This window comes from Acinetobacter sp. UBA801 (assembly GCA_002296655.1).
GTDB lineage: Bacteria > Pseudomonadota > Gammaproteobacteria > Pseudomonadales > Moraxellaceae > Acinetobacter.
On sequence record DBIN01000049.1, the window covers coordinates 1 to 16,032 of the forward strand.

A 16,032-nucleotide genomic window follows, 5' to 3' on the forward strand; every position below is an offset into this window, starting at 1 on the left:
CGCAATTTCAGCCAAGACATCATCTAAAGGACGTGAAACTTCTTCACCGCGTGTATAAGGCACTACGCAGAAAGAACAGTATTTTGAACAGCCTTCCATAATCGACACAAAGGCTTTAAACCCTTCAACACGAGGCTCAGGTAGGAAGTCGAATTTTTCGATGTCTGGGAAAGAAATATCCACCAGTTTGATTTTTTCTTTCTTTGGTTTTTCAACTTGATCGTGGTGCTGATCAAGCATTTGGGGCAAGCGGTGCAAGGTTTGTGGACCAAAAATCATATCCACATACGGCGCGCGTTTTTGAATGTTGTCGCCTTCCTGAGAAGCCACGCAACCGCCTACGCCAATCACTAAATCAGGATTTTTTTCTTTAAGCTTGCGCCAGCGTCCTAATTCAGAAAATACTTTTTCTTGGGCTTTTTCACGAATTGAACAGGTGTTCATGAGCAAAATATCGGCGTCGGCAGGGTTGCTGGTCAGCACATAGCCGTGCGAGTCGCCCAAAAGGTCTGCCATACGGTGACTGTCATACTCATTCATCTGACACCCTTGCGTTTCGATATACAGTTTCTTAACTGAACCGTCGGCTAGGGTGTGCTGTGGCTGGGTAACAGTGTTTTCTGAGGCAGCTTGGGCACCATTCGGGATGAAGGTTTGAACCGTCATATAGGCTCCTAAGAGATAATTCACGAGTTCGTTTATAAAAATAAACGCAATAGATAAAACAAAGGGGCGTATTTTAGCAGGAATTCAAGATAAACTGACAGACTTTAATCCATGCATCACATGCTTGAAATGTGAAGTAAAATTGTTGGAAGATTGATTTCAAGATTAATAGTGTCTAATCAGAAGGTTACATAACAGAACACAACTAGGGTTCTAGAGTAATTAAACTAAGTTAAATGATTGGATGCGGACCTCGAGGCAGAAGTAAATGACTGAAGGCAAGCGAATGCTGCAAATGATGAAACAAAATAATAAATTAACGAAAAAGCTTGTATTAAGTCTGGTTTCGCTTGCCGTGATGACGGGTACGCATGCCGCAAATGAACAATTTAATGATGCACTGCGTGCAGCCAATTCAGGTGATGTCGATTTATTGCAGCAGTATCAATATGCCATGCAAAATGATGTCTTGGGCTACTATCCTGAATACTGGGCATTGAACACCAATTTGGGTATGCAACCTCCCAGTGCTATTGTGCAGTTTGCACAGCGTCATCCACAATCGGCGATGGTAGAAAAACTCGCAGCAGATTACATCGAAGAAAAAGTTAAACAGGCCGATTTTAGTAGTGCGCAACCCGTGCTTGCCTATGTGAGTAATGCCGATCAAGCCGAAAGCTGTGCTATGGCACAAGTCCGCACCCGTTCGGGTGATCCTTTGGTGGTCGCTGAGTTTAAAGATGTATGGCTGAATACCAGTACACAACCTGAATCTTGTACAGGTTTGGGGCGGATGATGCTGTCAAGTCCTTTAATGACTCAGCAAGATAAGCAGCAACGCTTATGGGCACAATTGCGTGCAGGGCAGTCTGGACTTGCTTTAGCGACTGCACAAAGTTTAGGTATGAATATCAGTTTGGCACAATTGAACAGCATTCAGGCCAATCCACTGAATTATTTGTGGTCTGCACCTAAAGCAAGCAATGAAGATCATGCCTATCTTATTTATGCGATGGGGCGTCTAGCCGATAGCGATTTAGACTCGGCACTTTCTTCACTAAAACGCAGTTCAGAAGGTACGCCAGAAGCAATACAAAAAGCCCTATATCGTGCTGTGGGATATATTGGTGGCACCACGGTTATGAAAAACAATTTTAAGCGTGAAGTGTTAAGTGCCTTAGATGCCAGTTATGGCTTGCCATTTAGCCCCGAAGAAGCAGAAATCTATGCCCGTCAGGCGATTCGTTTTGGCGCATGGGAAAGTGTGATTCGTGCGGTGGATAGCATGAGCGTGACTCAAAAACAGGAAGATCGTTGGCAATATTGGTTGGCACGTGCTTTAGAACAACGCAATGATGCAGCATCGAAACGTAGCGCGCAAAATATTTATAAAAAACTGGCGCAGGGTGATGATTATCACAACTTGTTGGCGAAAGATCGTCTTGGGCAAACTTACAATACAATTCCTGCGAATACACAACCAAGTACTCATGACTTACAGCGTTTGAATCAGGATATTCACTTTAACCGTGCCTTTGCCTTGCGTGAAGTTAATGCACCTGCCAATTATGTCAACCGTGAATGGAATTGGGCGGTACGTCAGGCGTATTTAAGACAGGATGATGGTTTGATTTTAGCAGCGGCTAAGCGTGCGACCGATATGGGTTGGTATGATCGTGCCATTTATGCAGCAGATCGTACTGTGAATAAGCACAACTATAGTTATCGTTATGCCATGCCACACCGTAATTATGTGGTAAGTCACAGTCAAAATGTAGGTATTGACCCAGCTTGGGCTTATGGATTGATGCGTCAGGAAAGCCGTTTTAATACCACTGCGCGTTCGCATGTCGGCGCAGGTGGACTGATGCAAATCATGCCCGATACGGCACGTCTGGTTGCACGACAAATGGGTGAAACTTATAATCCTGCCGCGCTGAGTGATATGAATACCAATATTCGTTATGGCACATTTTATTTGTCGACGATTCACAGACAATTAAGCAATAGTCCAGTGCTTGCTACAGCGGGATATAACGCAGGGCCGAACCGTGCACGTCGTTGGCAGCCGGAGTTTCAAGCGATTGCTGCAGACCAATATACCGAGAGTATTCCATTGTTAGAAACACGTGACTATGTCAAGCATGTCATGACCAATGCCACACATTATGGTGTGTTGTTGGGGCAGGGTGGACAATCGATGAGTAGTCGTATGCAACATATTCCATCGCGGAATACACCTTAAGGCAAATATATAAGTGATACAGCTTGATGATCGTGTTGATAGTTAGATCTGTAGATTATTGGGCGCATAAATAGCAAGGGGGCTCAAGCATTGAAAGTGTGGATGAGTGTAACTTCACAGCCAATTCAAGTGACATTGCTCAGTTTGAGCGGTGCAGCTTTGGTTTTGTGTACGCAAAATGCATTTTCTGCTCCTGTACAAGGTTATGTGATGTCTGTGCAAATGACGCCTGCCGTGTGTTTAATTGATTCGAGTAAAAGCAAAAAGCGTAAATGTTTAGAAGGTTATTCGCTGAATATTGAAGGCTTATATCCTGAAGTTGCTGCCCGTGAATGTAGCTCTCAGTCATCGGCAAAGTTGCCACCTTTGCAAGCCAAAGTGGTGGCGCGGGTTATGCCTGATGAAGCAGCACGGGTACAATTGTGGCAAGGCATTGGTGGCTGTGTGCCCATGAATGCCAGTCAGTATTTCCGCATGATTATTAACAATGCAGATCGGATTAACGTGCCTTCGGTATTGACCGGGCAAGGCACGCAGAGCGTGCAATTGTCACAACTGCGAAGTTTGTTTCTTAAGTCCAATTCCGGTATGTCATCGAAAAGCGTGCATTTTCAGTGCTCTAATCATCAAGGCAAAAGTTATTTAACTGAAATCAAAATTTGTTATGACACTGCAGGGCGCTATAAGCAGTGTGGTGCAGGGGTTGAATCCAATTGCCCGAATCAGTTTTTTATTAAAGGTTCTTACTAGCTTGCTAGGTGACTGTAATTTTTGACTTTTAAGCTTTTTGAGAAATTTTATTCATATTTTCTATCAGACTTTTGTGGAATTTGATGCGCTTTTGCATGCATCCGCTGAATGATTGGAGTACAATCTTTCGCGTTTATGATTATTAGATTAAATGGACTGACTATTTAATCGCATTGACTATCCTCAACTGGAGATAATTACATGAAGCAACCCGTTCGTGTTGCCGTGACTGGCGCTGCAGGTCAAATTGGTTACAGCTTATTATTCCGTATCGCTAGCGGTGAAATGTTGGGTAAAGACCAACCAGTTATTCTTCAATTGTTAGAAATTCCTGTTGAGAAAGCTCAACAAGCGCTTAAAGGCGTAATGATGGAACTTGACGACTGTGCTTTCCCATTATTGGCAGGCATGATCGGTACTGATGATCCTAAAGTTGCATTTAAAGATGCTGATTACGCGTTATTGGTTGGTTCTCGTCCACGTGGTCCTGGTATGGAACGTGCTGACCTTCTTAAAGTCAACGGTGAAATCTTTATTGGTCAAGGTCAAGCGCTGAACGAAGTTGCGAGCCGTGACGTTAAAGTTCTTGTTGTGGGTAACCCAGCGAACACGAATGCTTATATCGCAATGAAATCTGCTCCAGATCTTCCAGCGAAAAACTTCACAGCAATGTTACGTCTTGACCACAACCGTGCGTTAACTCAACTTGCTCAAAAAGCTGGCGTTGCTGTTTCTGATATCAAAAACATGACAGTTTGGGGTAACCATTCTCCAACAATGTATGCTGACTACCGTTTTGCAACTGCAAATGGCGAAAGCTTAAAAGACAAAATCAACGATGATGCATGGAACAAAGACGTGTTCCTTCCTACAGTGGGTAAGCGTGGCGCTGCGATCATCGAAGCACGTGGTTTATCTTCTGCTGCATCTGCTGCAAACGCTGCAATTGACCACATGCGTGATTGGGCGCTTGGCACAAACGGCGAATGGGTAACTATGGGTATTCCTTCTGACGGTTCTTACGGTATCCCTGAAGGCGTAATGTTCGGTTTCCCTGTAACTTGCGAAAATGGCGAATACAAAATCGTTCAAGGTCTTGAAATCGACGAGTTCAGCCGTGAGCGTATCAACTTCACGTTAAACGAACTTGAAGAAGAACGTGCAGCAATTGCTGACATGATTAAATAATTTAATCTGCTAGATTAAGTTAAAACTTCTTTGGAAGTGATGCCAGTCAATTAAAAGTTGACTGGCATTTTTTTACACTTGATTTTTTCTTTGAACTTAAATGCTTGTCATCATTTTAGTTTTTATGGTTTATCAGATATAAGAACGGATGGCGGGTTGTAAAATAGGTCGATTCCCTTACATGATGGGGAAATTGCGTAGAATACGCGCGTTTCCTTTTTCAAATCTTCTCTCTGTTATATCTGTTATTGTTGCAAGTGCCCAATGATCGGATGTTTCGTTTTTGGGGCTTTTATCTTGCTTGTTGTCGGTACCATTGGCGCATTTCAAATTGTGGATCTAAATCAAGCATTGTAAGTTTTTGATGGGTGGTTTAGGGATGACGTTGGATCACGCTTTTTTGGGTTTTACTTCTAGCAGGCGTGTTTATTAAATATCGTCGTGGTCTTTGCAGGCTCAAATGATCATGTTGGGCTTGGCGGTGTTGTTATTCTTTCCTGCTTTGAGTGCAGGTGAGTTATTAGCAATCCAGTCAAGTACAACGTCAATCCTATGTCGATGTCAGTCATGATGGGAGCCTTAATTTTTGGTATCGGCATGCAGTTAGGCGGCGGCTGTGCATCGGGTATGCTATACACTTGTTGCGCTGGTAAGGCGTGAATGTGGGTTACGCTGTTTTTTTGCTTAGGTTTACGGGTTGCGGCTGTAGTAGGTGGCTTAACACTGGGTTAAGGTGCAAGTTTGGTCTATGGTTATAACAATGGTACATACTTTAGCGGAATTGCTTCGGGCAGTGTGCATGGCGGGTTATAGCTGTTATTTATTTTTTTGGAGAATATCATTGGTGTGAAATTGCGCCCAATCTTTTTTCCAAATGAAAAGCCACAGCCAGAAAAACTAACAGGTTGCTAACTTTTAATTTGCGTAGAAAAAGCCAGTCGGTGTGCATTGACTGGCTTTTTTCATGTTCTAGGAGAGTTTTGAAAATTGAATGGTGTAGATATTCAAGATTGATTCAAATGTTTTTCGTCATATGAAAACCCTTGCTGAGTGGTATGGTTTTTTCAGTTTTTCGCAAATAACAGCTCAAGCTTGTTCTAAAGCTGCACTTTTTCTGATTCTTGGTAAATACAATAATCGGTAGGTAATGGTAAGAAGGATCACCCACAATGGGCTGACAATAAGTGCTTTAAGCGTATCTGGCTCTAAACTTAAAATAATTAAGGCGAAAAACAAGAAGACAAGTACAACATAACTCATCCACACACCCCCTGGCATATTAAAGGTTGAGCGTTCATGCAATTCTGGTTGTAATTTACGATAACGCAAATAGCACACCATAATTAGTCCCCAAATGCTAATGAATAAAATCACACACAGAGAGCTGGCTAAGGTGAAGGCTTCAATGGTATTCGGTACAAAATATTGCAAACCTGCACCCGCCATAATAAAGAAGCATGAAAAAATCACTCCTTGTGCAGGAACAGCACGTTTAGATAAGCGTGCTAATGCTTGTGGTGCTTGCTTGGTTCTGGCTAGACCAAATACATGCGACTGGTCGAAAACACACCACTGTTCATCGATGACATCACTGAAGATAGCACCACTAAATTCATGATAATCGCAGAGGTTGGAATTCCTGCATGTAGAAATAGGGAAACAAATGGACTTTGATCGGCAGGAATTTGGTTCCAAGGCGTTACAGACATCACCACCAATAAAGAAAGGACGTAAAACAGAATAATGCGGGTTGGAATCGCATTGACCGCTTTAGGCAGATTTTTTTCAGGGTCTTTGGTTTCTGCTGCCATTGTGCCTAAAAGTTCAACTCCGACAAAAGCAAATAAGGCAATTTGGAAACCTGCTAAAAAGCCATTGCCACCTTGTGGAAACATGCCGCCATGTGCCCAAATATTACTGAAGCTTGACGCCGTACCATTGGGGGATTGAAAGTGGTTGAGCACCATAAAACCACCAATAAAAATTAAACCTAGAATGGCTAAAATTTTAATCAGGGCAAACCAGAACTCAATTTCTCCAAAGAGTTTAACCGTAAGCAAGTTGAGTCCGAGTACAAATAAAACACATCCCGCACTAATTAAAGCTTGTCCTGTGGGGGTAAAACTGACCCCAGCGGGTAGCCAAAAGTTGAGATAATTAATGATGGCTGCTAAGTCTGCAATCCCCACCAAAACCCAACCGAGCCAATATGACCAGCCTATATAATAGGCAGCTCCCGGGCCAATTAAGTCATATGCCATATCAATAAAAGATTTGTAATGCAGATTGGATAATAAAATTTCGCCCAAAGCGCGCATTAGAAAGAAAAACATCAGACCAATAATCATGTAAATAAACAGAATAGAAGGTCCTGCCAGTGAGATGGTTTTGCCTGAGCCCATAAACAGCCCTGTACCAATCGCACCGCCAATGGCAATTAACTGTAAGTGTCGGTTGGACAATTTGCGCTGCAGTTGATCTGGAGGAGACTGCAAAGAATTTTGCGAAGTTTGTGTCATTTCAATGTCCTTATTGAGTTTTTTAACGGTAGCCATTGGCGTACGTAGTTCACTTTAGCGAGCTGAAAATCCTATTCAGCGCAATTACCGTTAAATATGAGAAAGATTTAAAAATGCTACGGTTTATAACTGCGTTGCCGTCACTGCAATTTCAATACGCCAGTTTGGATTGACCAATTCTGCTTGAATGGTTGCACGAGCAGGTTTAGGGCAGTCTTTTAACCACTCTGCCCATAAGGCATTGACTACTGGAAAATCGGCAAGGTCTTTTAAAAAGAGCTGTGCAGAAAGCAAGTGTGATTTATCACTATTGACCTGAGCCAAAAGCTGTTCAATGGTGTTGAACACGTTTCGTGTCTGTGCGTCTATGTCGGCTTCAGGATTGCTTGGGACTTGTCCTGAAAGATAAACCACATGATTAAATACAGTCACAGCACTCATAAAATCATTGCTGTGTAGATGTTGAATTGAATTGGGCATCACTATTTCCTTGTGTAGTGGGGGTGCATAAATGCAACTGGGTCAAACGAATAATCAAAGTACGGAAAACATTTATTCCGTGGCTGCAATAGAAAAAGGCACGCGCTGTGTGACGGCACACATCAGCTCATAGCCGACTGTGCCTGAGGCATGCGCAACTTCATCAATACTTAGCAGAGTCCCTGCAGAAGACTTGCCCCATAACACCACTTCGGCACCAATATCGGCATCGGTCACATGGGTGAGATCAACGGCCAACATATCCATGCTGACCCGACCAATCAGACATGTTTTACAGTCATTGACCAACACAGGTGTGCCTGTTGGAGAAGTCCGCTGATAGCCATCGGCATAACCGCAGGCTGCAATGCCAATGCGCATGGGATATTCCGCTACAAAGTTGGAGCCATAACCGACACTTTGACCTGCCACCAAAGTCTGTATGGAGATAATTTCTGTACGCAAACTCATGGCAGGTTGTAATTGCCAGCTTTGACTAGAATGTTTTGGATAGTCAGGAGAGCTGCCATAAAGCATGATGCCGCCACGGACAATGTCAGAGTGGAGCTCATGGCTGTGACGTAAAATTGCTGCACTGTTGCTGACGGTCACCGCTGCAGGAAATGCTTGAATGATGTGTTGGAATTGCGAATATTGTTGCTGAATTCCCGAAATACCAAAACGCTCACCATCTGCATCTGAAAAATGCATCATGTGCGTCAGACTCGCCACAATCTCTAATTCAAGCAAACGCTTCCAAGCCTGAGCATAGTTTTCGGGTGCAAAACCCAACCGATTCATGCCTGCATTCATTTTGACGAAAATATGAAATCGCGCTGTGGGGTGGTTAGACTGAAATTGCTGTAACCATTCAATTTGTGCAGTGTTGTGTACGGTGAAACTAAAATTAAAGTCGTGACAATCCTGTAAGTCTTGTGCAGAGAAAATGCCTTCCAACAATAAAATATCGCCTTGCCAGCCCAAAGCACGTAAGCGTTTTGCTTCGGCGAGATCAAGTAGGGCAAAACCATCTGCTTGTTGTAAAGCAGGGTAGACCCGTTCGATCCCATGTCCATAAGCATTGGCTTTTACCACGGCATACACTTTTGAGTTTTTTGCATGACGTCGAGCAATGCCTAAGTTATGACTTAAGGCATCTAAATGAATCCATGCCCGTATTGGTCGTGACATAAAGTTCTTCCTTGAACAAAGTGGTTTAGCGTTTAATCCGTTTGCTGTATGTCTAGAAACTAAGCTGCTAAGGTGGTGTGATAACGCTGTAGAGATAAACCTTCGGTACTAATTTCTGTATTGCGCCCCATCATCAAATCACTGATTAACTTTCCTGAACCACACGCCATCGTCCAGCCTAAAGTGCCGTGTCCTGTGTTAATAAATAAATTTGGATACTGCGTTGCACCAATAATTGGGGTGCTGTCTGGTGTCATTGGGCGTAACCCTGTCCAAAATGCAGCTTGTTTCAGATCGCCACCAGGAAATAAATCGTGCGTCACCATTTCCAAGGTTGCTCGTCGGTCTAAATTTAAACCCAAATTAAAGCCACTCAATTCAGCCATGCCGCCCACGCGAATACGTTGATCAAAACGTGTGATCGCAATTTTGTAGGTTTCATCCAAAACGGTAGATTGAGGGGCTAAATCTGGCTGAATAATTGGAATGGTGAGGGAATATCCTTTTACCGGATAAACAGGTAAATCGAGATGCAAAGGCTTTAAAAAATCACGTGAATAACTGCCAAATGCCAGTACATAGCGGTCTGCTGTCAGTACCTGACCATTGACCAAGACACCTTTAATGGTGTTGCCTTCTACAATGAGTCGTTCAACTTTTTGATTAAACTGGAAATTAACCCCTAAATTTTTGGCATGTTGAGCTAAAGCTTTACTAAATAAATAACAATCACCCGTTTCGTCATTGGGTAAATGTAAGCCGCCGACTAATTTGTCTTGAGCATTGGCTAAGGCGGGTTCAACCTGCGCCAAGCCTGCGCATCGAGCAATTTAAAGTCCACACCAGTTTCTTGTAGGACTTGGATATCACGTTGCACAGCTTCAAGTTGTGCTTCTTTAAGGAAAATTTGCAGTGTGCCTTTGGCGCGGTTTTCGTACTGAATGCCTGTTTCTTGACGCAAGCTGCGTAAACAATCGCGGCTATATTCTGCAACACGAAGCATACGCTCTTTATTAATTGCGTATTGATTGGCACTACAGTTTTTCAGCATTTGTAACATCCATTGCAATTGCCACATGCTGCCATCTAGCTGTACCGCCAATGGTGCATGATGCTGAAACATCCATTTCACAGCTTTAAATGGAATACCCGGTGCTGCCCACGGTGTTGAGTAACCTGGTGAAATTTGTCCTGCATTAGCAAAACTGGTTTCTTCTGCAGGGCCAGCCTGACGGTCTAATACCGTGACTTCAGCCCCTTGTTTTGCTAAATAATAAGCACTGGTCACTCCAATGACGCCACTACCTAAAACAATTACACGCATGTGCTTGTCCTAACGCTATCCCTAGTTTATTTAACTAGTATATTTTTAGTTTAATAGTGAAATTTGCTATTTTTAGGGTAGTATTTTAGTGAATTCGTAGGATTATTCGCGGAAATTATAAAATAACAGGGATTTTAGATGCGTAAATTAGACCGTATAGATCGGATGATTTTAGAGATATTGCAAAAGCAGGGCAGAATCGCAATTAGTGAGTTGGCAGCGATGGTCAATTTATCGACCACGCCTTGCTCAGAGCGGGTAAAGCGCTTGGAACGTGATGGCATTATTATGGGTTACCATGCCCGTTTAAGCCCAGAGTTACTCGATAAACGCTTATTGGTATTTTTAGAAATTAAGCTTTCTGCAAAATCAGGCGATGTGTTCGAACAAGTTGCACGAGATTTGGCAGATATTCCTGAAGTTTTAGAATGTCATTTAATTTCTGGAGAATTTGATTATTTGGTCAAGGCACGTTTAAAGGAAATGAGTGCCTATCGTAAATTGCTGGGCAATATTCTAAAAAAACTACCTGCCTCGGCATCATCGCATAGCTATGTGGTGATGGAGGAAGTCAAAGAAAGTTTGTATTTAGATTTGAATGTCTAGTTGTACAAAAAATAACATGCTGCAACTTGGCTGCTGCTGAATTGTGGCTCAAAGCAGGTTAAGGTCATTAAAAGTACAAGACGAACCAAAGGAGGATGGCATGTTTGACCAACAACCGACCTTAGAACTGTTATTTCAACAATTGGGTCTAGATGCTGACGATGCAGCAATTGATCAATTTATTCGTGAGCATCAATTACCTGCAGAAACCAAACTACACTGTGCCGAGTTTTGGACGGAAGGGCAGCGCCAATTTTTGCAAAGCCACTGGAAAAAAGATGATGATTGGGCCATTGTGATTGAAACCCTAAATGAGCAATTACATAGCGATCAGCATCCGAGTGTTTAATCGGTATTTAAGTTAAAAGTATTTAAGTGAAATCAAATACTTTTCATCTAAAAAGCGCCAGTAAACTGCGTGCTCACAAAAAGATACAACAAACCCAGTCAAAAGTCTGGGTTTTTTATACAAAGTGTTATAAGTTGGTTGAATAAGGAATTACAACGAAACTAATAAAAGGGGGCAAGGTGCTCATGCAAAATACTCCATCATTAGCCATGTTATTCAGCCAACTCGGTTTAGCCAGTAGCCCTGCAGCCATTGAATTGTATGTACGTACGCATCAATTGCCTGCACATATTAATTTACATGAAGCGCCGTTTTGGAATAAATCACAACGTGAATTTTTAATCAGTCATTTGGTACAAGACGATGATTGGGCCATTTGGATTGATGAACTCAATCAACAATTACATTTAGATGCTTATCGTTTACAAGCTGTTTAAGTTCAAGTCATTGCCATCTTATAAAAAACGCCTCCGAACGAGGCGTTTTTTAATGCATTCTGCTTTTGAGAATTTGTTTAAACCAGACTTCGGTTTGATAGGCGTTAAAAGCAGGGTGAATTTGTAAGAGTTCCAAATCAAATTCGGCAGTTTTACTGTACTTGCCTAACCAGTGACGACACAGTGCGCTTTCATTTTTACTGGCGCTGGCATAGGCCAAGAAAAAGAAAATATCCCCATGCGCATAATGGGTCATGGCTTTTAAAATTTGTTGGGTAATTAAGGCGTATTTTGCATCGCGGGTCAGTTCAAAATACATCATATAGGCTTTGGCTAAATGCAAAGACAAGTTGATATACAGCGTTAACGGTATTTCTTCAAATTCAATCCGGCCCTGTTCCAACAGCACAATGGCTTCTTGCAAAAAGTAAATCTGTTCTTGGCGTAACTCGCTTAAACTTACCAATTGTAAGCGTAAATCGGCACGTTCTAATGCCAATTCAGGCGTATTGCCTTGTAAAAAAAGTTGGTCGGTTTCCCCAATACGTTGAATAAGCTGTTGAGTCGAGTTGCGCATGGGTGAATTCCTGATAGCAATATTTGCTATACATCGGGGCAAATTTACAGTTTTAAAGCCAATAATTTGAAAATGCGGTCTATCTTTACCAAAGTTGATTGCCGCTGCGTAGCCATGCAGTAATGGAAAGACGTTGCTGTGTCGCAGGCAAAACTTCATGCAATAAATCACTTTGGAAAATTGCAATCCGATTTGGGTGTGGTTCTATAATATGCCATGCGCCATGTTTGTCTTGTAAGCGTAGTTGCCCACCCCAATCTGCCTGCCACTCAGGATGTAAATAATAAACTGCAGAAATCACCCGATCGTTTTTTTGTTGTGGGTTATCGCGGTGTAAGGCATAAAAAGAACCTGCTTGATAGCTGGCAAAATGTGCTTCGACCTCACGAATCCCGAAATAAAATGCCTGATTGAATTGTTCAGCCAAAGCCAAAAGAGTTTGGGTGTGTTGTTGCGCAATGCTTAAATCTTCGTGAATCCATAAAATATGATCACTGCGAATTTTGCTGACTACACCATTTTGAATGGCTGCTGCACGAAATTGGTCTAAATTTTGACTACACTCTGCTAGCACTTGTTGTTGATATTCAGGTGAATAGGCATCATCCAACATGGCAAAACCATGCAGATCTAAATCTTCAAGAATTTGATCAATATTCCAAGATTTTGGAAGCAGTGGGGCGTCCATGAAATAGATACTCAGACAAAATGCAAGACAAGCTGATTATTTTAAAGGAATACAAGCTCCTGAATGAAACTTTTTTTCATGCTAAAATGTCAGTTGATTTTAGGAATGAACCAAACATGAATTATCGTCACCATTTCCATGCGGGCAACTTTGCCGATGTCATGAAGCATGTTTTATTGCTGCAAATTTTGACACGTTTAAATGCCAAAGATAAACCTTATCGCTATATCGATACACATGGCGGTGCGGGTAAATACGACTTATCTTTAGCACCTGCACAAAAATCGGGTGAATTTTTAAATGGTATTCATCGTTTAGTGAAACTAGATGATTCAATCAAACGTCAAGCTCCAGAAGGCGTACAGCAGTATTTAAAACTGGTTGAAGCAATGCGTGAGGTGGATGGTCAAGGTGCATATCCAGGTTCGCCGTGGTTTGCTTTACAGGGCATGCGTGACATCGACAAAGCGACTATTTTTGAAATGCAGCGCGATGTATTTCAGCAATTACGTCATAACATTCGTGACAAACGTGCAGGTTTACATGAGCGTGATGCTTACGAAGGTTTATTAGGCGTCATACCACCGAAAGAAAAGCGCGGTTTGGTGATGATTGATCCACCGTATGAGTTAGAACGTAAAGATTTCCCACAGTTGGTTGAATTATTGGCAGCTGCACATAAAAAATGGCCAACAGGCGTATTTGCGGTGTGGTATCCAATTAAAGACCGCGCCATGATTGAGCGTTTTGAAAAGAAAATGTTTAAAACAGGGATTCGCCGTCAACTCATTTGTGAAATTTGTGTATGGCCTGATGATACTCCTGTGGGCTTAAACGGTTGTGGTTTATTGGTGATTAATCCGCCATGGAAATTTTCTGAAGATGCGGATGAAGCCCTGCAATGGTTGTTCCCGCATTTGCGTATGCAAGAACACGGTGGACACGCTGCAGTGCGCTGGTTAGTTGGCGAATAAAATTTAAATAAACGTTCAGGTTACAGTTAGGACACAAAATAATGACAAACACATCTAAGCCCGAAGGAGAATATAGTTCCCGTGATCTTGAGCATGACGGAATTACATTTGAAGTGGTGGAAGAAGAACAAACCCGTGAAGGGCAAAAGGTGAAACGTCGTGGTATCTATCTGTGGCCAAACCTGATTACCACGGCAGCCTTGCTGTCTGGTTTTTACTCCATTATTGCGAGTATGAATGGCGAATTTAGCCAAGCCATCTATGCCATATTTCTAGCGGCATTGTTTGATGGCTTAGATGGTCGTGTGGCACGTGCAATTGGAGCGCAAAGCCCATTTGGCGAACAGTTTGATTCATTATCCGATATGCTCGCTTTTGGTGTTGCACCTGCGATTTTGATGTATAGCTGGAGTTTGCACGATTTAGGTCGTATCGGCTTGGCGGCCTGCTTTGTGTATACCGCGTGTGCTGCATTCCGTTTGGCGCGTTTTAATGTGCAAATTGGTGTGGTCGATAAACGCTACTTTATTGGTGTTGCCAGTCCTTTGGCTGCACTGATTATTGTGTCTTTGGTTTGGGTGGGGCGGGACTTTCCTGAACTGTATGATATTCGTGAAATTGGACTACAAATCCTCAATGCTGTGATCATTATTGCAGTAGGATTATTGATGATTTCCAATATTAAATATTATTCATTTAAAACCTTTGACCGTAAACGTGTGCCATTTTTTGTATTGCCAATCGCAGTATTTATCCTTGCAGCCATGACTTATAATATTCCTGTGGGAATTTTGGTGATTTCAATTATTTATGCGCTTTCAGGTTTTGTGACCACTTTTATGGCAAGAAAAAATGCAGTGAGTTAATTAAGCTTTCATAAAAGCATCAACTCACAAGGAGTTTGATATGCAGCTGTTTCAAGATTTTCTCGATCGCTCCAAACAACTCAATCAAACTCCTGCGACAACCGCCAAACTGCCTTATCACGCCCCGAACAGTCATTATAAATTTATCTATCAGGGCTTAATTCTTCCTAACTTGCCTGCACCTTTACATTATCTCAACTTTATCGGCTTATTGGGCAGTCTGAATACCGCAATGCTGCGCCCTGAAAATGTGATTACAACCACAGCTCTAGATACAGCCAGTATTCTTTGTAGTAGCAGCCCTCACATGGTGGGACAGTCTAATCATTATTCAATTCAACACGATTGCGTATTTACTGCACAGTATTTTCAGTTTGCCAATAAAGAGCGCATTACAGGACACTTTCCGCAATTTCACATTCAACGTGAAGATAGTGAACTTAGCTTTGATTTAAAGATCACAACAAGTACTACAATTTCATATTTTACCAAATTACGCATGAATTTGGCAGAACATTGGTCTTTGTTGTGTCAGTGTCAGGGAAGTGTGTGCTATAAAAATCAGCATTTTCAGATTGAGCAATTAGGTAGTTTTGAGTTCGCTCGTTCAATCCAGTTTCCTTATTTCGCAGTGGCATTTTTTTGCTATCAAGTGATTAATCTGAATCATCAGCAACAAATGATATTGCTACAAAGCCGTGATGTGCTGAATCGAATTTTGCAATCTCGAATCTATCTGCGAGATGCGAACACGGGGCAAACTCGGGTATTTGATGGACAGGTACAATTTAATATTCAACGGGTTTATCCAAAAGTAAAAACGCCAACAGGTCAGTGCATGTATTTGCCACGTGAATTTGAATGGCGTTATCAAGATCAAGATGGCACCTCAATTCATTTGCTGGCACAGAGTCGTGGTGATTTTAAATTTGGGGTTGCGGCAGGCTATGTCGGAAGTTTTCAATATCAGTTGGCTATAAATGGTGATCAACAACAAGGTGAGGGTGGCTATTGTGAATATATCGACTGCCGTGCACTGAAGTGGCAAGAACATGATCAACCAGAACAAATGCCAGATACAGTCCTGAATCCTGAACCTTTTATAATCAAAAAAAGAAAATAAACAATATTTTGTGGAAAAGTGATGCATTTTGCCGAATAAATAACCATTT

General features: G+C 42.1%; 13 protein-coding genes and 4 pseudogenes. 10 read left to right on the forward strand and 7 right to left on the reverse strand.

Annotated features, from left to right (window positions below; genetic code table 11):
• Nucleotides 1-666, reverse strand: a pseudogene (locus tag B2W49_RS10085) (tRNA (N6-isopentenyl adenosine(37)-C2)-methylthiotransferase MiaB); the annotation flags it as partial.
• Between the two features lie 358 nt (nt 667-1,024).
• Between B2W49_RS10085 and B2W49_RS10090 the strand changes: the two are divergent.
• The 4 genes and pseudogenes from B2W49_RS10090 to B2W49_RS10105 all read left to right on the forward strand — a co-directional run bounded on the left by B2W49_RS10090 (nt 1,025) and on the right by B2W49_RS10105 (nt 5,761).
• Complete coding sequence (locus tag B2W49_RS10090) at nt 1,025-2,911, forward strand: lytic transglycosylase domain-containing protein (protein WP_291340635.1); 1,887 nt, start codon at nt 1,025-1,027, stop codon at nt 2,909-2,911.
• A gap of 102 nt (nt 2,912-3,013) precedes the next feature.
• Nucleotides 3,014-3,661 carry a ribonuclease T2 family protein gene (locus tag B2W49_RS10095; protein ID WP_291340616.1) on the forward strand — a complete coding sequence of 216 codons (648 nt, stop codon included), beginning with the start codon at nt 3,014-3,016 and terminating at the stop codon, nt 3,659-3,661.
• A gap of 201 nt (nt 3,662-3,862) precedes the next feature.
• Complete coding sequence (locus B2W49_RS10100) at nt 3,863-4,849, forward strand: malate dehydrogenase (protein ID WP_291340618.1); 987 nt, start codon at nt 3,863-3,865, stop codon at nt 4,847-4,849.
• 238 nt (nt 4,850-5,087) lie between these two features.
• A pseudogene (locus B2W49_RS10105) lies at nt 5,088-5,761 on the forward strand (YeeE/YedE thiosulfate transporter family protein).
• A gap of 174 nt (nt 5,762-5,935) precedes the next feature.
• On the opposite strand, the pseudogene B2W49_RS10110 reads toward B2W49_RS10105, so the two are convergent.
• From B2W49_RS10110 to B2W49_RS10125, 4 genes and pseudogenes are all read right to left on the reverse strand, one after another.
• Nucleotides 5,936-7,368 (reverse strand): annotated as a pseudogene (locus tag B2W49_RS10110) (amino acid permease).
• A gap of 123 nt (nt 7,369-7,491) precedes the next feature.
• Nucleotides 7,492-7,848 (reverse strand): RidA family protein, encoded by a 357-nt coding sequence (locus B2W49_RS10115; protein WP_291340620.1) that lies wholly within the window; start codon nt 7,846-7,848, stop codon nt 7,492-7,494.
• Between the two features lie 72 nt (nt 7,849-7,920).
• On the reverse strand, nt 7,921-9,039 hold the full coding sequence (gene alr, locus B2W49_RS10120; RefSeq protein WP_291340622.1) for an alanine racemase: 1,119 nt from the start codon (nt 9,037-9,039) through the stop codon (nt 7,921-7,923).
• Nucleotides 9,040-9,098: 59 nt separating this feature from the next.
• Nucleotides 9,099-10,312, reverse strand: a pseudogene (locus B2W49_RS10125) (D-amino acid dehydrogenase); the annotation flags it as partial.
• Nucleotides 10,313-10,501: 189 nt separating this feature from the next.
• Between B2W49_RS10125 and B2W49_RS10130 the strand changes: the two are divergent.
• From B2W49_RS10130 to B2W49_RS10140, 3 genes are all read left to right on the forward strand, one after another.
• Nucleotides 10,502-10,969, forward strand: coding sequence for an Lrp/AsnC ligand binding domain-containing protein (locus tag B2W49_RS10130; RefSeq protein ID WP_291340623.1), 468 nt, complete (start codon nt 10,502-10,504; stop codon nt 10,967-10,969).
• Nucleotides 10,970-11,069: 100 nt separating this feature from the next.
• A complete protein-coding gene (locus B2W49_RS10135) occupies nt 11,070-11,318 on the forward strand; it encodes a DUF2789 family protein (protein WP_096901745.1) in 249 nt (82 codons plus the stop codon).
• A 179-nt stretch (nt 11,319-11,497) separates the two neighbouring features.
• Nucleotides 11,498-11,755: a DUF2789 family protein gene (locus B2W49_RS10140; protein ID WP_026438086.1), complete on the forward strand. Its 258-nt coding sequence runs from the start codon at nt 11,498-11,500 to the stop codon at nt 11,753-11,755.
• 49 nt (nt 11,756-11,804) lie between these two features.
• Here the strand turns inward: B2W49_RS10140 and B2W49_RS10145 are convergent, their stop codons facing one another.
• Together B2W49_RS10145 and B2W49_RS10150 are read right to left on the reverse strand one after the other, a co-directional pair.
• Nucleotides 11,805-12,332, reverse strand: coding sequence for a hypothetical protein (locus B2W49_RS10145; protein WP_154321050.1), 528 nt, complete (start codon nt 12,330-12,332; stop codon nt 11,805-11,807).
• Nucleotides 12,333-12,417: 85 nt separating this feature from the next.
• Complete coding sequence (locus tag B2W49_RS10150) at nt 12,418-13,020, reverse strand: 2OG-Fe(II) oxygenase (protein ID WP_291340628.1); 603 nt, start codon at nt 13,018-13,020, stop codon at nt 12,418-12,420.
• Between the two features lie 116 nt (nt 13,021-13,136).
• Here B2W49_RS10150 and B2W49_RS10155 point away from each other — a divergent pair, with 116 nt between their 5' ends.
• Genes B2W49_RS10155 through B2W49_RS10165 form a run of 3 tightly spaced genes read left to right on the forward strand, consistent with a single transcriptional unit; the run spans nt 13,137 to nt 15,983 of the window.
• Complete coding sequence (locus tag B2W49_RS10155; RefSeq protein WP_291340629.1) at nt 13,137-13,994, forward strand: 23S rRNA (adenine(2030)-N(6))-methyltransferase RlmJ; 858 nt, start codon at nt 13,137-13,139, stop codon at nt 13,992-13,994.
• A gap of 41 nt (nt 13,995-14,035) precedes the next feature.
• Complete coding sequence (gene pssA, locus B2W49_RS10160; protein ID WP_291340631.1) at nt 14,036-14,860, forward strand: CDP-diacylglycerol--serine O-phosphatidyltransferase; 825 nt, start codon at nt 14,036-14,038, stop codon at nt 14,858-14,860.
• Between the two features lie 40 nt (nt 14,861-14,900).
• A complete protein-coding gene (locus tag B2W49_RS10165) occupies nt 14,901-15,983 on the forward strand; it encodes a DUF6670 family protein (protein ID WP_291340633.1) in 1,083 nt (360 codons plus the stop codon).
• Nucleotides 15,984-16,032: the final 49 nt, after the last annotated feature.